At 71.3% G+C, this 21102-nt stretch carries 20 protein-coding genes; 10 read left to right on the forward strand and 10 right to left on the reverse strand.

From position 1 onward, the window contains the following. Window positions 1–50 precede the first annotated feature (50 nt). From WMF45_RS16905 to WMF45_RS16920, 4 genes are all read left to right on the forward strand, one after another. Window positions 51–284 (forward strand): MoaD/ThiS family protein, encoded by a 234-nt coding sequence (locus tag WMF45_RS16905; protein WP_272098160.1) that lies wholly within the window; start codon window positions 51–53, stop codon window positions 282–284. 25 nt (window positions 285–309) lie between these two features. Next, entirely contained in the window at window positions 310–1431 is a 1122-nt protein-coding gene (gene moaA, locus WMF45_RS16910; protein ID WP_437717914.1) for a GTP 3',8-cyclase MoaA, read from the forward strand. A gap of 78 nt (window positions 1432–1509) precedes the next feature. Beyond that, complete coding sequence (gene moaC / locus WMF45_RS16915) at window positions 1510–2025, forward strand: cyclic pyranopterin monophosphate synthase MoaC (RefSeq protein ID WP_044964956.1); 516 nt, start codon at window positions 1510–1512, stop codon at window positions 2023–2025. After that, a complete protein-coding gene (locus WMF45_RS16920; RefSeq protein WP_437717915.1) occupies window positions 2022–2546 on the forward strand; it encodes a molybdenum cofactor biosynthesis protein MoaE in 525 nt (174 codons plus the stop codon). Before moaC ends, WMF45_RS16920 begins: the two co-directional genes overlap by 4 nt. Before the next feature lie 41 nt (window positions 2547–2587). On the opposite strand, the gene phoU is transcribed toward WMF45_RS16920, so the two are convergent. The 7 genes from phoU to WMF45_RS16955 form a co-directional block, all read right to left on the reverse strand. Next, entirely contained in the window at window positions 2588–3313 is a 726-nt protein-coding gene (gene phoU, locus WMF45_RS16925; RefSeq protein ID WP_044964959.1) for a phosphate signaling complex protein PhoU, read from the reverse strand. A 20-nt stretch (window positions 3314–3333) separates the two neighbouring features. Continuing rightward, window positions 3334–4197, reverse strand: coding sequence for a phosphate ABC transporter ATP-binding protein PstB (gene pstB, locus WMF45_RS16930; RefSeq protein ID WP_437717916.1), 864 nt, complete (start codon window positions 4195–4197; stop codon window positions 3334–3336). A 9-nt stretch (window positions 4198–4206) separates the two neighbouring features. Then, complete coding sequence (gene pstA, locus WMF45_RS16935; RefSeq protein WP_437552804.1) at window positions 4207–5118, reverse strand: phosphate ABC transporter permease PstA; 912 nt, start codon at window positions 5116–5118, stop codon at window positions 4207–4209. Beyond that, on the reverse strand, window positions 5115–6098 hold the full coding sequence (gene pstC / locus WMF45_RS16940; RefSeq protein ID WP_437717917.1) for a phosphate ABC transporter permease subunit PstC: 984 nt from the start codon (window positions 6096–6098) through the stop codon (window positions 5115–5117). The genes pstA and pstC overlap by 4 nt, the downstream gene beginning before the upstream one ends. An 80-nt stretch (window positions 6099–6178) precedes the next feature. After that, on the reverse strand, window positions 6179–7288 hold the full coding sequence (gene pstS / locus WMF45_RS16945; RefSeq protein ID WP_437717918.1) for a phosphate ABC transporter substrate-binding protein PstS: 1110 nt from the start codon (window positions 7286–7288) through the stop codon (window positions 6179–6181). A gap of 96 nt (window positions 7289–7384) precedes the next feature. Continuing rightward, window positions 7385–8881 (reverse strand): ATP-binding protein, encoded by a 1497-nt coding sequence (locus WMF45_RS16950; RefSeq protein WP_437717919.1) that lies wholly within the window; start codon window positions 8879–8881, stop codon window positions 7385–7387. Window positions 8882–8888: 7 nt separating this feature from the next. Beyond that, a complete protein-coding gene (locus tag WMF45_RS16955; protein ID WP_437717920.1) occupies window positions 8889–9584 on the reverse strand; it encodes a response regulator in 696 nt (231 codons plus the stop codon). Window positions 9585–9892: 308 nt separating this feature from the next. Between WMF45_RS16955 and ndk the strand changes: the two genes are divergently transcribed. From ndk to dapE, 4 genes are read left to right on the forward strand one after another with little or no spacing between them, the layout of a single operon-like run. Continuing rightward, a complete protein-coding gene (gene ndk, locus WMF45_RS16960) occupies window positions 9893–10327 on the forward strand; it encodes a nucleoside-diphosphate kinase (protein ID WP_437717921.1) in 435 nt (144 codons plus the stop codon). Further along, the gene (locus WMF45_RS16965; protein WP_437717922.1) at window positions 10327–11220 is read left to right on the forward strand and encodes a hypothetical protein; all 894 of its coding nucleotides are present in this window, start codon (window positions 10327–10329) and stop codon (window positions 11218–11220) included. Before ndk ends, WMF45_RS16965 begins: the two co-directional genes overlap by 1 nt. A gap of 42 nt (window positions 11221–11262) precedes the next feature. Then, window positions 11263–12138 carry a 2,3,4,5-tetrahydropyridine-2,6-dicarboxylate N-succinyltransferase gene (locus WMF45_RS16970; RefSeq protein WP_437552810.1) on the forward strand — a complete coding sequence of 292 codons (876 nt, stop codon included), beginning with the start codon at window positions 11263–11265 and terminating at the stop codon, window positions 12136–12138. Next, complete coding sequence (gene dapE, locus WMF45_RS16975; protein ID WP_437717923.1) at window positions 12135–13238, forward strand: succinyl-diaminopimelate desuccinylase; 1104 nt, start codon at window positions 12135–12137, stop codon at window positions 13236–13238. The genes WMF45_RS16970 and dapE overlap by 4 nt, the downstream gene beginning before the upstream one ends. A gap of 95 nt (window positions 13239–13333) precedes the next feature. Here dapE and WMF45_RS16980 read toward each other — a convergent pair whose 3' ends face one another. From WMF45_RS16980 to WMF45_RS16990, 3 genes are all read right to left on the reverse strand, one after another. Next, entirely contained in the window at window positions 13334–14326 is a 993-nt protein-coding gene (locus WMF45_RS16980) for a sensor histidine kinase (RefSeq protein WP_437717924.1), read from the reverse strand. Between the two features lie 218 nt (window positions 14327–14544). Then, window positions 14545–14973, reverse strand: coding sequence for a response regulator (locus WMF45_RS16985; RefSeq protein WP_012235585.1), 429 nt, complete (start codon window positions 14971–14973; stop codon window positions 14545–14547). Between the two features lie 228 nt (window positions 14974–15201). Next, window positions 15202–15666 (reverse strand): response regulator, encoded by a 465-nt coding sequence (locus WMF45_RS16990; RefSeq protein ID WP_012235586.1) that lies wholly within the window; start codon window positions 15664–15666, stop codon window positions 15202–15204. A gap of 371 nt (window positions 15667–16037) precedes the next feature. On the opposite strand from WMF45_RS16990, the gene WMF45_RS16995 reads away from it, so the two are divergent. Both WMF45_RS16995 and WMF45_RS17000 read left to right on the forward strand, forming a co-directional pair. After that, window positions 16038–16859, forward strand: coding sequence for a sensor histidine kinase (locus tag WMF45_RS16995; RefSeq protein ID WP_437717925.1), 822 nt, complete (start codon window positions 16038–16040; stop codon window positions 16857–16859). Window positions 16860–16979: 120 nt separating this feature from the next. Continuing rightward, window positions 16980–21038, forward strand: coding sequence for a HEAT repeat domain-containing protein (locus tag WMF45_RS17000; RefSeq protein ID WP_437717926.1), 4059 nt, complete (start codon window positions 16980–16982; stop codon window positions 21036–21038). The last annotated feature ends 64 nt before the right edge of the window (window positions 21039–21102 follow it).

The following is a 21102-nucleotide window of genomic DNA, read 5'->3' on the forward strand; positions in this document are numbered from 1 at the left end:
TCGGGTCCGCGGAGCGATGCTAGGTTGCGGTGATGGATGCAGCGGTACGCGTGCTTGCATTCGCTGGCGCGAGGGATGTGCTGGGTACCGGAGAAGTGGCGCTGCCGCTGGCTGGCCCCTGCACCGCAGCGGAGCTCCTGGAGCACGTCTGTGCTCGTTATCCGGGGCTCGGCCCCTACAAGGGATCCATCCGGGTGGCGGTGAACGGCGTCTATGCGACGCCGAGCGATCCTGTAGGTTTCGGTGACGAGGTCGCGCTGATCCCGCCGGTGGCGGGCGGCTAGCGAGAGGACCCGAGAGGGACGCGCCATGCCTTCTTCTATCGGCGGCCTCGATCCTGCGCGCACTGCTGGCGACGCATCGGCTCCGCGGCGGCGATCGCTGCCGCTCGTCGGCGGCGGAGACGCTGGCCGACGCGCCGCCGTGATCCCGTACCGCGACGGCGCCCGCGAGGCAGCTGGCGAGCACGCGGGGCCCGCGCCGCGGAGCGTGCGCATCTCGGTCACGGATCGGTGCGACTTCGCGTGTACCTACTGCCGCCCTTCGCGGCATGACGGCTATGCCGACGGCAAGCTCATGACGGCCGCCTGGCGCACCATGTTCGAGGCGCTGCGCGACGCCGGCATCCGGCGGGTGCGCCTGACCGGCGGCGAGCCGCTGCTCCACCCTGAGATCGTGTCGATCGTCGGGTGCCTCGCCGCGCTCGGCTTCGAGGATCTGGCCCTCACGACGAACGCGTCGCAGCTCGCGCGGCTCGCCGGGCCGCTTCGCGCCGCCGGGCTGCACCGGCTGAACGTCTCGATCGACACCCTCGATCCCGGGCGCTTCGGCGAGATGACCCGGGGCGGCGAGCTCGCCCGGGTGCTCGACGGCATCGGCGCCGCGATCGCGGCGGGCTTCTCGCCGATCAAGCTGAACACGGTGGTCCTCCGCGGCGTGAACGACGACGAGATCGAGCGGCTCGCGCTGTGGGCCTGGGAGCGCCGGATGGTGCCGCGCTTCCTCGAGGTGATGCCGATCGCCGAGGGCGCTCGGCTCGTCGGCAAGCACCTCGTCACCGCGGCCGAGATGAGGGCGCGCCTTGCCGAGCACCTCCTCTCGGAGGAGGCGGCTGCCGAGCCCGGCCTCGGCCCGGCCAGGTACGTCCGCGCTCGCCGCGACCCGTCGCTCCGCGTCGGCTTCATCACGGGCACCAGCGACACGTTCTGCGAGAGCTGTGATCGCCTGCGCGTCTCCTCGACGGGCGTGCTCCGGCCGTGCCTCGCCACCGACGATGGCGTCGACGCCTCGCGCGAGGCGAAGAGCGGCGATCGGGCGGCGATCCGCCTGCGCCTGGACGAGGCGTGGCGCCTCAAGCCGGACGGCAAGGTCTGGAAGGGCTGCACCGAAGAGACGGCCTCCGCGGTGTCGATCCGCGCGATCGGCGGCTGACGGAGCGGGCGGATCCGAGCGGGGCCGGATCACGTTCGGCTTCCGGTCCTCACGGCTGCCGTGTCAGATTCCGGGGCGATGCCGCGAACTCCTGATCGACCCGGCGAGGGCGAAGCGCTCTCGACTCACCTCTCTCCGAGCGGCGAGGCCCGCATGGTGCCTGTCGAAGGCAAGCCCGTCACGCACCGCCGCGCTGTCGCGTCCGGCGCCGTGATGATGCGCCCCGAGACGATCGCCCGGGTCGCGCGCGACGACGCCCCGAAAGGCGACGTGCTGGCCGCGGCGCGGATCGCCGGGATCATGGCGGCGAAGCGCACGCCGGAGCTCATCCCGCTCTGCCACGGCATCGCGCTCACGCACGTCTCGGTCTCGCTCGACGTGGACGAGCCCTCCGCGACGATCCGGGTGACCGCCGCCGCGGAGGCGGTGGATCGCACAGGGGTCGAGATGGAAGCCATGGTCGCGGTGAGCGCCGCGTGCTTGACCATCTACGACATGCTCAAGGGGATCGATCGCGAGATGGTGATCTCGGACATCAAGCTGCTCGAGAAGAGCGGGGGCCGCTCCGGCCATTTCCAGCGGAGCGCGCCGTGAGCCGGATCCGCGCCGAGCCGCTCGGTCTCGACGAGCTCATCGCCGCCGTGTCTCACCCTGGCGCGGGCGGCATCGCCACGTTCCTTGGCGTCGTGCGCGACGTCAACGAGGGCCGTTCGGTCACGCTGCTGGAGTACGAGGCCTACGGGACGATGGCCGAGGCCGAGCTCGAGCGGATCCTGTCGGAGATCGCCGCCGAGCTCCCTGGCGTGCGCGTCGCCGCGACGCACCGGGTGGGCGCGCTCCACGTCGGCGATGTCGCCGTCGCCTGCGCCGCGAGCGCGCCGCACCGGGGAGAGGCGTTCCGCGGGTGCCGCCTGCTCATCGACCGCATCAAGGAGCGCCTGCCGATCTGGAAGCGTGAGCACGGGCCGGACGGCCCCTACTGGGTCGGATGGGAGGACGCCCGCTGCGCCGGCGAGCACGGGCACGAGGCGCATCACGGGCACGCGCACGCGCACGGCGACGAGGAGCCCCACGGCCACGGTGGGACGGCGCCTCCGGCCAGCGCCGGCGCCTAGCGCGGGCGCCGGCCGGGCGCGCCTCCGGGCGGCGCCGGCGCCTAGCGCAGGCGAAGCCCCGCCGGGGGAGGCGAGGAGAGCGGGTCGTTCTCCTTCAGGCGGTTGTGGTGCCGGATGTCCGTCCCCTTGACGAGGAAGACGACCGACTCGGCGATGTTCATCGCGTGATCGGCGATGCGCTCCAGGTACTTGGCGATCGACTGGATGCGTGTGGCCCTGTACACCGTGCTCGGATCGCGGCTCATGACGAGGAGCACCTCCTGGAAGATGCGGGCGTAGTGCTCGTCGATCACGTCATCGCGCGTGAGCAGCTGGTTCGCTCGCTCGCAGTCGCGGGCGACCAGCGCGTCCAGCGCCTCGTGCACCACCTCGATCGCCTCGTCCGCGAGGCCTTGCAGATCCGCCACCGGCGCGAGCGGCGGCTCCTCGTTGAGCTCCTGCACGCGCTCGCAGACGTTCACCACGAGGTCGCCGACCCGCTCCAGATCGGTGACGATCTTCAGCGCCGTGGTGACGAAGCGCAGGTCGGACGCGACGGGCTGGCGCGTCGCGAGGATCCTCATACAGAGCTCGTCGACCTCGCACTCGAGGCGGTTGATCCGGCGATCGAGCCGGATCGTCGCCTTGGCGAGGCCCGTGTCGCGCGTCGTGAGCGCGGTCGAGCCTTTCTGGATCATCTCCTCGACGAGGCTGCCCATGAGCAGCAGCTTCTCGCGAAGCGTGCGTAGCTCGTGCTCGTAGACCTTGCTCGTGTGCGACGTCGGCATGACTCTATCCCCCGCTTCCATCAGCCGAACTTCCCGGTGACGTAGTCTTCCGTCTTGCTCTCCTTGGGGTTGGTGAAGATGGTCTGGGTCCTGTCGAACTCCACCAAGTCCCCCATGTAGAAGAAGGCGGTATAGTCAGAGCACCGCGCGGCCTGCTGCATGTTGTGTGTTACGAGCACGCAAGTATATCGCTCTTTCAGCTCGTCGATGAGCTCCTCGACGCGCGCGGTCGCGATGGGATCGAGCGCAGAGCACGGCTCGTCGAGCAGGATCACCTCCGGCTCCACCGCGAGGACGCGGGCGATGCAGAGCCGCTGCTGCTGGCCGCCCGAGAGGGATAGCCCGGACTGATCGAGCTTGTCCTTCACCTCGTCCCAGAGCGCCACCTGGCGCAGGCACTTCTCGACGAGGCCTGTGGGATCCTTGACGGAGATGCCGTTCAGCTTGTGCCCGGCGAGGACGTTCTCGCGGATGGACATCGTTGGAAACGGGTTGGGTTTCTGGAACACCATGCCGACGCGGCGCCGCAGCCTTACAGGGTCGACGGCTTTGTCATAGATGTTCACGCCGTCGATCATGACGGAGCCCTTCGCCGAGGCCCCGGGCACCTGCTCGTGCATCCGGTTGAGACAGCGCAGGAACGTCGACTTCCCGCACCCGGACGGGCCGATGACCGCTGTGACCTGGCCGTCGGGGATGTTCAGCGTGATGTCGTGGATGGCGTGGAACTTGTGAAAATAGGCGTTGAGCCGGGTGACGCTGATCTTGGCTGGCGGCGCCTCGTCCTCTGGCTCCGTGGAGCGGCTGTCGATGACACCGGTGTCGAGCCCGCTGCGGCGTTCCCCGGACCGTACTTTGTGGTGCAGTGAGTCAAACGAGCTCATCGAGTGCCTTTAGCGCGCCTTGACGCTCCGCGACGTGACGATGCGCGCGAGCAGGTTGAGGAGGAAGACGATGACGATCAGCACGAGGGCGCCGGTCCACGCCTCCTGCTGCCACTTCGGGTAGGGCGAAGTCGCGTTCCGCCAGATCTGCACCGGCAGCGAGGCGATGGGGCGGTCGATGGCGAAGCTCCAGTACGATGAGCCGAGCGCGGTGAGGAGCACCGGCGCGGTCTCGCCGGCGATGCGGGCCACGGCGAGCATCACGCCGGTGCCGATCCCGGGCGAGGCCGTCCGGAGCACGACGAGGAGGCTCGTGCGCCACTCCGGCACGCCGAGGGCGAGCGACGCCTCGCGGAGGTGGGCAGGCACCAGCTTGAGCAGCTCCTCCGTCGTGCGGGTCACCGTCGGGAGCATCACGATCGCGAGCGCGATGCCGCCCGCGAGCGCCGAGAAGCGCTTCATCGTGACCACGACGAGGGCGTAGACGAACACGCCGATGGTGATCGAGGGAACGCCGCCGAGCACGTCGGCGATGAACCGGATGGCGGCAGCGAGCTTGCCGCGCCCGATCTCGGCCAGGTAGATGCCGGCGAGGATGCCCGTCGGCAACCCGATGCCGCAGCCGATGGCGACGAGGATGAGCGTGCCGACGACCGCGTTGCCCATGCCGCTCCGCTCGTCGCCGACGGGCTTCGGCAGCTGCGTGAAGAAGTCGAGGGACAGCCCGCCAAGGCCTTTGCTGACGACGTAGATGAAGATCAGGAACAGCGGGACCAGGACGACGACGGCGCTCGACACGCAGAGCCCTTCGAAGAAGTAGCTGCGTACGCGGCGCAGCGTCTCGCCCGGCGCGGGCTCGAGCAGCGTGCGCCGGGGGGCGCTCGTGGGGCTCGCCACGGGGACAGGGGTGTCGCTGTTCATGCGCGCTTCTCCAGCTTGCTCTTGGTCGAGCTCACGAGCCACCGGGCGAAGAGGTTGAGGAGGAGGGCGACCCCGAAGAGGAGCAGCGCGATCTTGGACAGCGCCGATACGTACATGTCGCTTGTCGCCTCGACGAACTCGTTGGCGATGACGCTCGCCATCGAATAGCCGGGGTGGAAGATCGACGCGCTCACCTTCGGGACGTTGCCGATCATCATCGTGACCGCCATCGTCTCGCCGAGCGCCCGGTTCAGCCCGAGGATGATGGCCCCGATGATGCCCGAGCGCGCCGAGGGGAGGACCGCGTAGCGGATCGTGTCCCACGCGCACGCGCCGAGGCCGACCGCCGCCTCGCGGTGCAGCTGGGGCACCGCCTGCATCACCTCCCGCGACACCGACGTGATCGTCGGGACGATCATGATGGCGAGGATCACGCCCGCGGCGAACATGCCGAATCCGAGCGGCGGACCCTCGAAGAGGGGGATGTACCCGAAGTACTTGATCATGACCGGCTCGACGGTGTCCCGGAGCCAGGGGCGGAGCACGGCGATGCCCCAGAAGCCGTAGACGACGCTCGGGATCGCCGCGAGGAGCTCGACCATGAACCCGAGCGGCTTGCGGATCCGGTGGGGGGCCAGATCCGACAGGAAGATCGCGAGGCCGAGCGAGACGGGGACGGCGAGCACGATGGCGATCAGCGAGGTGACGACCGTGCCGTACACGAACGGGAGCGCGCCGAACTCCTCGCGCGCAGGGTCCCACACGCTCCCGCCGAGGAACCCCAGCCCGAACTTGTCGATGGCGAGCCGCGACGATCGGATGAGCTCCAGCACCATCAGCGCTGGCACCGCGAGCACCGTGAGGCCGAACATCGTCAGGATGGCGCGGAACGCTCGATCTGCGCCGCGCGTGCCATGTGGCGCATCGCTGTGTGGCGCGGGCGAGGCGGCTTGTTGCATCGGGACTTCTACGGTGCTCATGGACCTATCCTGCGCTCCTGCGCGCACGCCAGCCGCGCACGGCGGGGCGCCGTTCGCGCGGCTGGCGCGCATTCCTGGGGTCATGGGGCGAGCAGGGGCTTGCCGTCAGGGCCGACCAGCGCGGCGAGCTTCTTGTTGACCTTCTCGACGACCGCCGCGGGCAGCGGGGCGTAATGGAGGTCGTTCGTGAACTTCTGGCCGTCTTGCATCGCCCACTTGATGAAGCTGGAGAGCACCTTGCCCTTCGCGAGGTCCTTCTGCTCCTGGTACACGAGCAGGTACGTGAAGCCGGCGATGGGGTATGCGTCCTCGCCCTCGGCATCCACGAGCGAGATCCGGAGGTCGTCCGGCATCTTGGCGGCGGCGCCGGCGCCTGCGGCGGTCGTGCTCTCCAGCGACGGGGCGATGAACTTCCCGCTCTTGTTCTTGAGCGAGGCGAACGTGAGCTTGTTCTGCATCGCGTACGCGAGCTCGATGTAGCCGATCGAGGCGGGCGTGCTCGTGATGAGGGCGGAGACGCCGTCGTTGCCCTTGGCGCCGAGGCCGCCGGGCCAGTTGACGCTTGTCCCGGTCCCCGGTCCGCTCTTCCAGTCCGGGCTGACCGCGCTCAGGTAGTCGACGAAGATCTTGGTCGTTCCGCTGCCGTCCGAGCGGTGGACCGTCGCGATCTCCTTGTCGGGGAGCTTCACGTCCGGGTTCTCCTTCTGGAGGGCCGGGTCGTTCCACTTCTTGATCTTGCCCAGGAAGATGTGCGCGGCCGCCTCCGGCGTGAGCTTCAGGCCAGACGGGACACCCTCGAGGTTGTAGGTCAGCACGACCGCGCCCAGGCACGTCGGCAGGTGAAGGATGCCGGCGGCCTTCCCGAGCTGCTCCTCGTTCATCGGCGCGTCGGAGGCGCCGAAGTCGACGGTCCGCTCGGTGATCTGCCGGATCCCACCGCCTGAGCCGATGGACTGGTAGTTGATCTTGACCTTGGAGTTGGCCTTCTGAAACTCAGCGATCCACTTCGTGTAGAGAGGGTACGGGAACGTCGCGCCCGCGCCCGTCAAGGTGATGTCCCCGTCAGCGGTCGGCTGCGGCGCGGTGTCCTTCTTCGCGCCGGGGAGCGAGCCGGTGTCTTGGGGGGCATCGGAGCGACCGCACGCCGCGGTCAGGAGGAACATCGCCAGGGTGAGCAGAATTCGAGCCATGCACAGCAAGGCGTAATCGAGGTTTGTGACAGCTCCGTGACGGCAAGGTGGAACAGCGAGTACCGCGCTTTCCTGCCTTTGCGTGGTTCGCGTGGATCACCCGGCGCGCGCCAGGCGGACGGTGAACTGGGTGCCGCGGCCGATGGCGCTCTCGACCTCGATCGAGCCGTTCATCAGCTCGACCAGGTGCTTCACGATGGCGAGGCCGAGACCGGTGCCGCCCAGATCGCGTGAGCGGCCGGCGTCGACCCGGTAGAACCGCTCGAAGATGCGGCCCAGGTGGTGAGGCGGAATACCGGGGCCGTCGTCGACGACGGCGAGCGTCACCTGCTGATCGGCCGAGCGCGCCTTCACCGTGACGTGAGCCCCCTCGCCCGCGTACTTGATGGCGTTGTCGAGCAGGTTCATGAGGACCTGCTCGAGCGCGCGGCGGTCGCACCGGACGGGCGGGAGCGCGGAGGCGTCGACCGTCAGCGTGACCCTGCGCCGGCGCGCCGCCTCGGCGAGCAGCTGCGTGACGTGCTCGATGGCGGGGGCGATGTCGAGCTCCGACAGCGCGAGGCGGAAGTTCTTCGCCTCGATCTTCGAGAGGTCGAGCAGGTCGTCGACGAGGTGGCGGAGGCGCTTCGCGTGCCGATCGATCACGTCGACGAACTCGGCGGCCTCGTCGGGGTCCTTCAGCGCGCCGAGCTGCAGTGTCTCGGCGGCGGTGCTGATCGCGGTGACCGGGGTGCGCAGCTCGTGGGACACGTTGGCGACGAAGTCGGTCCGGATCGTCTCCAGCCGGCGGAGGTCGGTGACGTCGTGGAACACCGCGATGAGCCCCGGCTCGGCGGACGCGCCGTCGTGATCCGCGCCCCACGCGGCGAGGGCCTCGCGCTCATCGTGCCCGGGCCGCTCCGGGCCCTTCCGGCGCGACACGCGCACGAGCAGCCGCCTCGGCAGCGTCCGCCCGAGCTCGACCTCGACGTCGACCGGCTCGTCCCGCTGGCCGGCGAGCTGGATCGCCTCGGTGAGCCGCGCGTTGCGGATCGACTCGATGACCGATCGACCGAGCGCGTCCTCGCCGAGGGAGGCCATCGCGCGGAGCGCCCGGTTGGCGAGGAGGATCCTCCCGTCGCGATCGAGCACGAGGACGCCCTCGCTCATCCCGTCGAGGATGCCCGCGAGCAGGGCGCGCTCCGTCCGCACCTCGGCGGTGGATCGGGAGAGCTCGCTCGTGAGGTGGTTCAGCGCGCGCGCGAGCTGGCGGAGCTCGCCCGAGCCGCGCAGCGGGGCGCGCGTCGACAGGTCGCCCTCGGACATCGCCTGCGCGAAGCCGGTCAGCCTCCGGATCGGTCGCGTGACGAAGAAGGCCGTGGCGGCACCGACCGAGACGGCGACGACGATCACGGTGCCCATGCCGAGCAGCAGCGTGCGCCGCGAGCGAAGCAGCGCGGCGTCGACGGCCGCGCGCGGGCTGTGCTCCGCGAGCAGCGCCGCTTCCATGTCGCGCGCGGCGAGGCGCTCGATCGGGACGCCTGCGACGAGGAGGGCGAGCACCGTCCCCGCCGCGAGCTTCGCGCCGATGCCCAGCCCCCTCGGCAAGCGCATGGGCCCTCTAGACGACCTCGGGCTCGGCGCGGAACCGGTAGCCGACGCCGCGCACGGTCTCGATGTAATCGCCCGCCGCCCCGAGCTTCTCGCGGACGCGCTTCACGTGGGTGTCGACGTTGCGCGCGGTGACGTCGACGTGCGAGCCCCACACCTCGTCGAGCAGGAGATCGCGCGACAGCACGCGCCCGCGGCGATCGTAGAGCATCATGAGCAGGCGGAACTCGAGCGCGGTCAGCGCGATCTCGGCCTCCTGCACCCAGGCGCGGTGCGCGGCGCGGTCGACCCGCAGGATGCCGAAATCGAATTTCTCCGGCGCCGACGCCGGGCTCTCCGAGCGCTTGAGGATCGCCCGGGCGCGCAGGATGAGCTCGCGCACGCTGAACGGCTTCACGACGTAGTCGTCGGCCCCGAGCTCGAAGCCGACGATCCGGTCGATCTCCTCGCCCTTGGCCGTGACCATGATGACGGGCACCGCCGAGGTTTGCGGGTTCTGCTTGAGGCGGCGGCAGATCTCCGTGCCCGACATGTCCGGGAGCATCAGGTCGAGCAGGACGAGATCGAACCGCTCTTCCTTGACCGCCCGGAGCGCTGTCTCTCCGCTCCCGGCGGACACCACATCGAACCCAGCTTGACGGAAGTTGTAGGTGAGGACGCGCTGGAGGTCGCGCTCGTCCTCCACGATGAGCACATGGCTCGGCATGGCGGATGTATGTAGCAGCGCATTGTGACAGCTTGATGGCGATCGCTCGCCTCACGCGTCGCCGTCGCGAGACGGAATTGCGACAACGACGAGATGGAGCGCGAGGAGAGCGCGGAGATCCGAGACGGACGGCGGGCGGCTCGGACGCGGCCGATCCTCGACCCGGGGGAGCGCGGCAGCGCGGCCGGGAGAGCAGCCTGGAGCGGCGCGGCCGGGCGGCGGATCGTGCAGCGAGGCGGGCGGCGGACTCCCAGGACGGAATGCGTGGCGCTTGCAATGCTCTGCGTTTTCGCCTAATTGGGCCGCCCATGGCCCTCGAGCGAACTCTCTCAATCATCAAGCCTGATGCGATGGAAAAGAACACGGCCGGCGCGATCGTCGCCCGCCTCGAGAAGGAGGGCTTCACGGTCAAAGCGATGAAGCGCATCCACCTTACCCGCGCGGAGGCCGAGGGCTTCTACGCGGAGCACCGGGGTCGCGGCTTCTTCGACGAGCTCGTGACGTTCATGTCGCGCAGCCCCATCCTGGTGATGGCGCTCGAGCGCGAGGACGCGGTGGCGAAGTACCGCGAGGTCATCGGCGCGACGGACCCGGCCAAGGCGGCGGAGGGGACGATCCGCAAGCTCTACGGGGCGAACGTGGGCGAGAACGCGGTCCACGGCTCCGACAAGCCGGCGACCGCCGCGCGGGAGATCGGCTACTTCTTCGCGGGTTACGAGGTCGCCCCGAGCGCGACGGCCTGATGCTCGGCGAGCGGCTCGCGGCTGCGCTCGGCGCGGCGCGGGACGGCGCGGCAGGCATCGAGAGCTTCGCGCACCTCCTCGGCTCGCGCCGCGTCGGGCCGCGTGGGGTCGCGCTCGCGCTGCCGGAGGTGTGCGAGGGGTGCGCGGCGCTCGTCGTTGCCCTCGACAGCCTGTCCGCCGCGGTCCGCGACGGCTTCGTCGAGACAGACTCCGCCGCGGCGGCCGACGCCGCGGCGGCCGACGCCGCCTGCGCGGTCCTCGGCCACGCGGGCGTCGAGGTCGCGCGCCTCACGGACGAGCTGTCCCGCGCCGCGGCGGGCGCCTCGCCGGCGCGCGGCTCTGGCCGCGGCCGCGGGGATCGCGGCGGCTCCGAGCGCGGCATCGACGCGCGGCAGCGCCTGGGGCTCGAGGCGTCGGTGCGCAGGACGGCCCGGGAGCTGAGCGGCGCGCTCCGCCTGTCCGAGCTCGTGATCGCGACCCTCGAGCTGCGCCCGACGCCGCTCGATCTCATCGACGTGCTCCGCAACTGGAGCGCCGCCACGGCCGAGGGGCGGCCCGTCGTCGGCATCTCGATCGCCTCCTCCGATGGCCGCGCCAACGAGGTGGAGGGCGACGTGCGCGCCGTGAGCGGGCTCATGGAGCTCGCGGTCGGCATGGTCAGCGCCGCGGGCGTGGCGAGCCCGCACCTCACCGTGTCCCGCCTCTCGGACGGGCGCTCGATGGTGCGCATCGCCGAGCGCGGCCCGCGCGACGGCGCGCCGGCGGTCGCCCTCGACGTGGTGCTGCGCGACGGGGGCGAGCGGGCGGCCGCCGTGGCCCGCGTCGTCGCGCGCCGCGCGCGCATCGAGCTCGTCGAGGGGACGGGCGGGCGCGTCGTCACCATGACGTTCTGACCCCGGTGCCGGTGCTGGCTCGGCCGTGCTAAAGGCGGCGCCATGGCCACCGAAGAATCCATGAAGTCCCTTGTCGAGGCGGCGTTCCGCGACCGCGAGCTCCTCCGCTCGCCCGCGCACGAGGCCGCGGTCCTCCGCACGATCGAGAGCCTCGATCAAGGCCTGCTCCGCGTCGCCGAGCCCGACAAGACCGCGCAGGCGGGCGGCGAAGGCGCGGCGTCCACCGGCGAGGGCGCCCCGCACAGGTGGGTGACGCACGCGTGGATCAAGGAGGCGATCCTTCTCTACTTCTCGCTCCGCAGCATGAGCGTGATGGAGGTCGGCCCCTTCGAGTTCCACGACAAGATCCCGCTCAAGCGGGGCCTCGACAAGGCGGGCGTGCGCGTCGTCCCGCCGGGGACGGTGCGCTACGGCGCGTTCCTCGAGCAGGGCGCGATCGTGATGCCCGGCTACGTGAACATCGGCGCGTGGGTCGGCTCGGGGTCGATGGTCGACACCTGGGCGACGGTCGGCAGCTGCGCGCAGATCGGGCGAGGGGTGCACCTCGCCGGGGGCGTCGGCATCGGCGGGGTGCTCGAGCCGCCGGGGGCGCGGCCGGTGATTATCGAGGACGGCGTCTTCGTGGGCTCCCGCGTGATCGTGGTGGAGGGCGTCGTGGTCGAGGAGGAGGCGGTGCTCGGCGCCGGCGTGGTGCTCACCGCGTCGACGGCGATCCTGGACGTCACGGGGCCGGAGGTCGTGGAGCACCGCGGCCGGGTGCCCGCGCGCAGCGTGGTGATCCCGGGGACGCGGCCGAAGCGCTTCCCCGCAGGGGAGTTCTCGATCCCCTGCGCGCTCATCATCGGCAAGCGGAGCGAGGCGACGGATCGCAAGGTGTCGCTCAACGCGGCGCTGCGAGATTTCGCGGTGCCGGTGTGAGCGCGCGCTCCGACGCGGACGCGGCGGCCGCGGCCGATCTCGCGGACACGCTGCTCTGGCTCTGCTCCGTGCCGTCGCCCACGGGCGAAGAGCAGGAGCTGTGCTGCGCGGTGGCGGAGCGGCTCGGTCGGGCTCGGCTCGCCGCGCCGGTGCGCCGCCACGGCGACTCGCTCGTCGTGCAGGTGACGCAGGGCACGGGCGGCCCGAAGATCGCGCTGGCCGGGCACCTCGACGTGGTGCGCACCTCGCACGACGGGCCGCCGCGGCTCGAGGGGGATCGCCTCTACGGCCCCGGCGCGAGCGACATGAAGTCAGGGCTCGCGCTGATGCTCGACCTCGTCGAGGGCGAGCGGGAGGCGATCGCGGGCGTGGATCTGACGCTCGTGTTCTACGCGCGGGAGGAGGGCCCGTACCTGGAGAACGAGCTCGCGCTGGTCATCGAGCGCGAGCCGGACCTCCGCGCGCTCGATCTCGCGGTGTGCCTCGAGCCGAGCGACAACCGGCTGAGCCTCGGCGCGAGCGGGTCGCTCCACGCGGGGCTGACGTTCCGCGGGCGGACGGCGCACAGCGCGCGGCCGTGGCAAGGGGAGAACGCCATCTACAAGGCAGGCCCGCTCCTGTGCGAGCTCGCCGCGCTCGCGCCGCGCGAGGTCGAGATCGACGGCTTCGTCTACCGCGCCGTGACGACGGCGACGATGGCGCAGGGCGGGCGCGGGCGGAACGTCGTTCCGGACGAGTTCACGATCAACCTGAACCACCGCTTCTCGCCTGGGACGTCGATCCAGGAGGCGCAGCGGACCATCGAGGCGCTCGTGGACGGGCGCGCCGAGATCGCCTGGCGCGACCTCAGCCCTTCGGCGCCGCCGCACGCGTCGCACCCGCTCGTCGTCGCGCTGCGCGAGGCGGGCGTCGCCGCGGTCGAGCCGAAGCAGGCGTGGACCGACGTGGCCCGCTTCGCGGAGCTCGGGGTGCCTGCGGTCAACTTCGGCCCCGGCGAGAACGCCCAGGCGCACCAGCGCAACGAGTGGTCGTCGCTTCGAAAGCTGTCCGAGGGTCGCACGATCCTCCGCCGCTGGCTCTCGGCGCTCGGACCGGCCTGACGCCGCGCGCACCCGCCGCGCGCGCTCCGCGCCAGGGGGGAGCCCGCCTGATCGCGCGCAGCGTTCGGGGCGCGCCCCGGTGACCCTCGTGCCCTTCAGGTGGCTGTGCGCACCGAGAGCCCGGCGGCGGGGATGGTGAAGAAGAACGTGCTGCCCTGGCCGGGCGAGCTCTCGACCCAGATCGTACCGCCGTGGGCCTCCACGATGCCCTTGGTGACGAACGCCGCGAGCCCCATCCCTTGTCCCATGGGCCTTCGAGGGGGCGCGTGGCGAGCGAAGAGCAGCGGTCGTTGCTCCGGGGAGATGCCAGGTCCGGTATCGGAGATCGAGAATCGCGCGTCGGTGCCCGACGGCTCGGCGCGCACCGTGATGCGTCCGCCCTTCGGCGTGAAGCGCATGGCGTTGCCGAGCAGGGTGGCGATGACCTGGACGATGCGCTCCCGATCGCACGCGATGGGCGGCAGCTCGTGCGGCAGCTCCTTCGCGATCTCGAGCGGCTTCAGCGCGACCGTGGGCGCCATGAGCTCGATCGCCTTGTCGAGGATCGGCTCGACCTCGTGCGCGCCTTTGCCGACCTTCAGCGATCCGCTCTCGATGCTCATGGCGTCGATCAGGTCCTGCGCGAGCTGGTTGATCTCGTCCGCCGCGCGGGTGATCGCCTCGAGCTGCCGCCTACCCGGGCCCTCCTGAGGGACGGATCGCATCAGCATGCGGGCGCTCACGACGATCACGCTCAGCGAGTTCCTGAGGTCGTGAGAGATGGTGGACACGGTCTCGCGGAGGATGCGCTCTGCCGCCTCCGCGCGGCGCTCGAGGAGCTGGCGCTGCTCCTCGATGATCCGCTCGCGCTTGGCCGCGTCGCCCCGCGGGGCGAGCCGCTCCGCGTCCGCCTTCGATCGCCTGGGCGCCCTGGCGCGCAAGGTCGCCGGTCCCGCGGATCGAGGCCCGCTCGCCGCGGCGGACGTCGAGCCCCGCTTCGGAGCGCGCAGGGGCGCCGCTGTGGTGCGCCCGCGGAGCGTGCGGCCGTGCGCTGCGTCCGCGCCGTCCGTCGCGTTCTTCCCGGCTTTTTTTCTCGTCACCCCCGCCATTCTTGTCCCCTCGTGCCTCTCAAGCCCTCAGTTAGCCAGAAAGACCGGACCGAGAATAGTCAGGTGGTGCCGCAGTCAAGTCCTGGCAGCACGGGAGCGCAGGTGCGTTATTCGCAGTCTCGCCGCAGTCTCGCCGCAGTCTCGCGCCTCGCGGATCTCGCGAGCTCGTGCGCGCTGTGTAGGTTTCGCCGATTCCGTGAAGGGGGATTCGCGGCGCGTCAGGGCGCGCTTTCCGGCTGCGATGACGCGCTGCCGCGCGACAGGAGGCGGCGAATCTCGAGCACGAGCGTGTCCGGCAGACACGGCTTCGTCAGGAAGGCGTCGCACCCGGCGTCCTTCGCCTCGCGCGAGTGCCCCGCCAGCGTGTGACCCGTGAGGGCGACGATGGGGATCCTCATGGTGCGAGGATCGCTCTTGAGGTGGCGCGTCGCCTCCCAGCCGTCGATCTCGGGGAGCGAGAGGTCCATCAGGATGAGGTCCGGGATCAGCTCGAAGGCGCGGTCGAGCGCCTCGCGCCCCGTCGCCGCCTCGGCCACGCGGAACCCGGAGAAAGACAAGTATTCCGCGAACATCTCCCGGTTGTCCTGGAAGTCGTCCACGACCAGGACGAGCGGCGAGACCGCGTTGTCATCAGACTTCACTTCCATTCCAGTGAACCTTTCCATTCCTCGGCGCGCCGCGCCGCCCGATCGGTCGTAAGGGGCTCCGGCATCGCTCGGCCGGCCTCTCACGCAGGGTCATGTAGGGGGGCGATCCGCTCGGGTCACGTCATGTTTGTATACCTGATTGCGGGCACAATGCCGGGCATTTCCCCTCCCACGCAGGGGTTATCCTGCATTTGCCCTGAAGGGGTTTCAGGTTGCTCCTGATGTGCCCTAGGTAGGTCCGTAGGGGCGGCGGACGCCGACGATCTCATGGAGCAAACGAGCGGCGCTGTCCCAGTCGACCGGCTTCACGAGCACACCGTCGAACGCCGAGGCGTTGAGGGCGGCGCGGGCCTCGAGATCGCGCCGGCCAGTGCACGCGAAGATGGCGACGTGCTGGGTCGCCGGATCGGCGCGCAGCGCCTCGGCGACGACGAAGCCGTCGATGCCGGGCATCCTCAGGTCACACAGGATCACATCCGGCACGTCCTGCGTCGCGAGGAACACGCCACGCAACCCACCGGCTGCCCGCTCTACCAGGAAGCCGTGCGCAGCGAGCGCCGCCTCCGCCATGACGAGGAAATCAGGATCATCATCGACGATGAGGACCCGGCGCCGCCGCTCGATCACCAGGGTATCCTCGTCTCCCTGCTCGTCGTGATGCTCGGTGAACTCTCTGCGCTCTGCCTCGGACATGCTCCCCCGCTCGCGGCTCGGCTGACAGCGCTCCCCAGGTGCTCGGGCTTCGATGCGCTGATGCGCGGAAGCATGACCATGGACCCATGGAACATGGAAGAACATGGAAGGAGAGCAACGAGGAGCAACGGCCTCCCGCCGGCGTTTCTGGAAAGGCCCCCCCGCGCTGGTGGAGGCGGAACCTGAACCCCAGGTACACCTTGTGCCCAGGTCGCTTATCCGCAACCATCAACTGTCCAGCGCAGATGGGGGTCTCTGCGCGGTTCACCCCCAGCCTCCGGCGACCGCTGTTTCGGGGGAGCCCCGACGACAGTTGGCTTGCTCGTCTGATGCTCGCGGTCCGCGCTGCTGCATATTCGGAGCAGGCGTTTATGTGGATGGATGACGAGTTCTTCGCGCGTGTGGGCCACGATCTTCGGGGCGAGCTGGCGACCATGCTGGCGGGGGTCCACTATCTCCTGCGTTACCAGAAGGACCTCGGGGCGGCGCCGCGGGACATGCTGGAGCGCGTGCGCGGCGCGGGCGAGCGGCTGAAGCGGCTGCTCGACGAGTTCGACAACTCCATCTGGCTCCGCGAGGACGCGAGCCGTCCCATGGCGATCGCCTCGTGTGATGCTGGCGAGCTCGCCCGCCGCGCGGCGGGGCATCTCGAGGAAGCGGCCACCGCCCGTGGCGTGCGCATCTCCTTCGATGCCGAGCCCGACGGGGGCGCGCCCGTGGAGGGGGATCCGGAGCTGCTCCGGGTGGCGATCGAGTACGTGCTCGGCTTCGCCATCCTGCGCTCGCGCGATCGCCCCGTGCAGATGCGTGTCTCGATCTCTGGCGGTGAGGCGATGGTGACCGTCATCGACGAGGCCGGCCCCGTCGCGCCCGAGCCGCTCGCCCGGCTGCTCGATCCGTTCGGCGAGCGGGCGGCGATCCCCGCCGACCCTGTCGCGCCGCGCCGTCGAGAGCGGCTGGGCCTCGGCCTCGCGATCGCGCGTGGCATCCTCGGTGCGCACGGGGGCGGGCTGACCGTGGAGCCCTCGTCCGAGCGCGCGGGCGGCGGCTCGACGGAGCCGGCCCCGGGGCTCTCCGCGACCGGGCTGCGATTCACGTGCTCTCTCGGCGGCGTTCGGCGGGGCTCTCCCCCCGGCTCGCCCGAAACGACGGGTCGCGGCCATGCGGCGAGCGCGAGCGGCGATGACGGATGAGATCCTGCCCTGGGCTCGCAACGCGCGGATCGTGTCCGATGAAGACTTCGTCTAGGATGAACGCGGTCGCACGTCGCGAGCGTGCTCCAACTTCCACCGCCCACCCATGAATGCGCCTCGATGCCGACGCTGAGCTCTCTCCTCGTGCAGCATGGGGTTACCTCGATGCGGGTGGTCGAGGAGGCGATCGCCCGCCAAGTGCTCCACGGCGGCGATCTCGCCACGAATGTGCTGGAGCTGGGTGCGGTGCGTGAGCGAGAGCTCACGGCGCTGCTCGCGGAGAGCCTCGGGCTCCCGCCCGCCGTGGGCCGGCTGCGGCCCGCGTCGCCCGGGGTGCTCCGGACGATCCCCGTCGAGCTTGCGGTCCAGCACCGCGTGTTCCCCCTCGACGTACGCGCAGGCCTCGACGTGGCAGCGACGGGAACCCCGCAGCGCGAGGCGACGCTCGTCATCGCCACGGCAGAGCCCCTCGCGTTGCCCGTGGCGGAGGAGCTGAGCTTCGCGCTGGGGGTCAGCCTGCGGCAGCTCGCCGCGCCGCTGGTGCGCATCCGCCAGGCGCTCGCCGAGCACTACGGCGTGGCCCTGGAGCGGCGGTTGTCGCGGCTGGTGAAGCAGCTCGACGCGCGCGCCGAGCCGAGCCCGAACGAATCGAACGAGTCGAACCCGGCGAACGAGCCTGGCCCTGCGGTCCAGCCGGCGCCGCAGCCCGCCTCACCTGCGGGCACCGACGCGGCTCCACACGCGGCGATCGACGCCAGCTCGTCCGCGCAGAACGACACGGGTTCGCCTGCCGAGATCGTCGCGGATCCACCGGCCGAGCTCGCTGCCGCCTCGCTCCCTGGCGCCGATGTGGATTCTCCGGCAGGGGGCCGCCCCACGTCACCTCCAGGCGTCGAGGCGGCTTCGCTGGCCAGCGTCGATGAGCCCGAGGATGCCGCTGAGACCCAGCAAAAGCGACCCAGCATCGAGGATGCTCCGACGGTCGAATCGCTGACCTCGATCTACGACGAGGACACGGTCGTCGCGGACGTAGCGGACGTCGCGCTCAACGAGGCGGTGCCCACGCCGAGGAAGCCGCCGCTCCACGAGATGGATGACGAGCCGACGGTCGTCGCTGCGTATCCGCTCGATCTCTCCTTGCTCCGCTACCCCGAGGCGCACATGCCTCGGGTCGAGGCGGTCGCTTCACAGCGCGCCGCGCCAGCACCCGGTGAGGCGGCCGCGCATACCGGGCAGGCGGCCGCGTTGCAGGAAGAGCCGGCGATCGAGCCGGCAGTGCCGACGCCGCGCTCCGAGCAGCTCGCTCAGCACCTTTCGCCGCTGACGCCATCGGAGGCCGTGCGCACGTCGTCCCGCGTGGAAGCCCAGGGGCCGCCCGTCGAGATCCCGGAGCCGGCCCCGAAAGCAGCGGCTTCGCCGGCGTCGGCGCTGTCCGGCGTGCGTTCGCCAGCGCCAGGCACCCAGCTCCTGACAGGCTGGCTGAAGCGGGCCTCTGCTGCGCACCGGCCTCAGCAGGAGCCGCTGCCGCGAGCCGCTGCGGCGCTCCAGCAGCAGCCCCACGGATCCGCATCCACGGCGTCGACAGCGGCGGCATCGGTACCCGCAGCGCCGGCACCTGAGGCGCCGGTACCCGTACCGTCGGCACCCGCGGCGCCGTCACCCGCAGCGTCGGCGCCTGCGGCAACTCCGGCGGAGCGACGCGAGCTCTCCTCGAGCGCGCCGGCGGCGAAGGTCTCCATGCGCGAGGCGGGACGGTCTGCGTCCGCTGCGCAGAGGCGGAAAGGCCCCTTCACGCTGGCCATGGCCGAGCAGGCGCTCGCCGCCGTCGGATCGAGCGAAGAGGTGCTCGGGGTCCTCTTCGACTTCGCTCAGCAGTACTTCGAGTACACGGTCCTGTTCACGGTGCACGGCGAGCGCGCTGAAGGTCGCAACGCTTCAGGTCCAGGCGCCGAGCGCGAGCGCGTCACGAAGATCGCCGTGCCCTTCGAACGTCCGAGCGCCCTCTCCAGGGCGCGCGCGCTCCGCGCGCCGGTCGTCAGCGCCGTCGCCGGCAGCGCGCCTGACGCCGAGCTCCAGCGCGAGCTCGGCAGGAAGGTACATGCGGCCGCCGTGGCGGTCGTCCCGATCGTCGTGCGCAGCCGCGTCGTCGCGCTCGTCTACGGCGACGACGGCGCCACCTCGGTCGAGCTCTCGAGCATCGGAGACCTCATCGCGCTCGCCGGCGTCGCGGCGACGGTGCTGGAGCGGCTCATCCTGCGAAAGAAGCAGAACCGCAGCGGCGGAGCCCAGCAAAGCGACGGCCCGGCGCCCCACGAGGCCGCCGCGCCTCAGCAGAAGGCGCCCGCGCCGCCGCATCCCGCGCCCGCGCCTTCGGAGGACGCCTCCGCGCGTTCTGAGGACGCCGCTGCGCCGATGGACGAGCAGGCCACGGAGGGACCGCTCTCCCTGCGCACCCGCGCCGCGCTGATGGAGCTGAGGAGCATGGTCCGCGCGGACGCGCACGGCTCGCACGTCGCCGCCGCGGGCGCGCAGCTGCCTGCGGCGGATGGGGACCGCGACGCGGGAGAGCCCCCGCCCGCCGAGCCCTCCGACGTCGCGCCGCAAGCCGTGCGGCCGCAGGGCGGCTGGAGCACGGAGGACGGCGCTTCTGGGATCGACGCCGTCGCGCGGGCCTTCGGCCTTCGCGGCACCGGCGTGGAGACCGAGCCCGTGCGGCCGGACGAAGGTGTCGCGCATGCGATGGCCTTCAGCTCGACGATCCCGCCGGCCCCGACGCCGCACGCGCAGCGCATGGGCTCCGAGCCGCAGTTCCGGTCGGGCCTCGAGGTGGACGCGGACGTCGTGTCCGGCACGGCCGTCACGGCGCCGATGATGCCGGCGGTCACGCCGCCGATGATGCCGGCGGTCACGGCGCCGATGATGCCGGTGGTCACGCCGCTGCCTGGGCCGCGCGCCGCGGCGTCGTCGGCGCTCATCGACGAGATCCCCGACCTCGAGATCCCCGCGGCGCCGGTCCCTTCGGCGTCGGAGGACCTCGATCTCGGCGAGCCGGAAGAGGCGCGGACGAAGCGCTACTCACGGCCGCCGTGGATGCTCGACAGCTCGATCACGCCGGGCGCAGAAGAGCACCGGGAGCTCGGGCCGGCGCCGGCCGCGGGGCGGCCTTCATGGCGCCGCCGTACGCCTGTCGCCGTCGAGAGCGCCACGGCGTACGCGAGGCCCCCGTCCGAGCGGCGCGCCGCGGTCTCGCCGTCGCCGGCCGGCGACCTGCGCGCGGAGTACACATCGCTCGTTCAACATGTCCTCGCGGGCGGCGAGGCCGGCGCGAGGGCGTTCGCCGAGCTCGTGCGCAACGGCGACACGGCGATCTCGGTCGTCGCCGCGCGGTTTCCCGGTCCGCTCCGGATCGATCGTCAGCGCTTCCGTGAGCAGCTCGCCGGCCCGGAGGGCGCCGCGATCGTCGCCTCCGTGCCGCCTGCCTCCCAGTGCGGGCCGCTGCTCGAGCTCATCGTCGCGATCCGGCGCCCGGCGCTGCCCTTCATGACCGTGCGGAGCGCCTCGCCCGATCCCGAGGTGCGCCTGTGGGCCACGCACGTGCTCGGCGAGCTGACGTACCCGGAGGCCGCCAACGCGCTGCTCCCACGGCTCTTCGACGACAGCGTCGCCGTGCGGCGGATCGCGATCCAGTCGGCCGCCTCGCTGATCGCGGCGCCGCCCGCGGGCGGCCCGATCCTGCAGGGGCTCGACCACATCGCGCGCGACCGCGAGGAGGCGTCCGCGCGGCGGCTCGCGGCCATCGAGACGATGACCGAGATCCGCTCGGGAGGCAGCGTGCCGGCGCTCATCAGCGCGCTCACCGACCCTCACGAGGCGATCGTCGAGGCGGCGGCGCGGGCGCTGGTCGTCGTCACGCGGGACGATCTCGGCCGGGACGCGCGCAGGTGGCTGTCGTGGTGGTCGAGGAACGGCGAGCGCCATCGCATCGAGTGGATCATCGACGCGCTCACGCACGAGAAGCCTGCCATCCGCCGCGCGGCGATCGACGAGCTGAAGGGCGTCACCAAGGAGTACTTCGGGTACTACGAGGACCTGCCGCGGCAGGAGCGGGAGGCCGCCCAGGAGCGCTACCGCGCGTGGTGGATCTCCGAGGGGCGCTCGCGGTTCCGCACCACCGGCTGACGCCGCAACCATGGAGCGGGTGGCAGCGGGCGGGCGGCTCGCGGCGCCGCCTCCCGTGGGAGCG

Origin of the sequence: Sorangium sp. So ce448 (assembly GCF_051520915.1) — a bacterium.
Lineage (GTDB): Bacteria > Myxococcota_A > Polyangia > Polyangiales > Polyangiaceae > Sorangium > Sorangium cellulosum_B.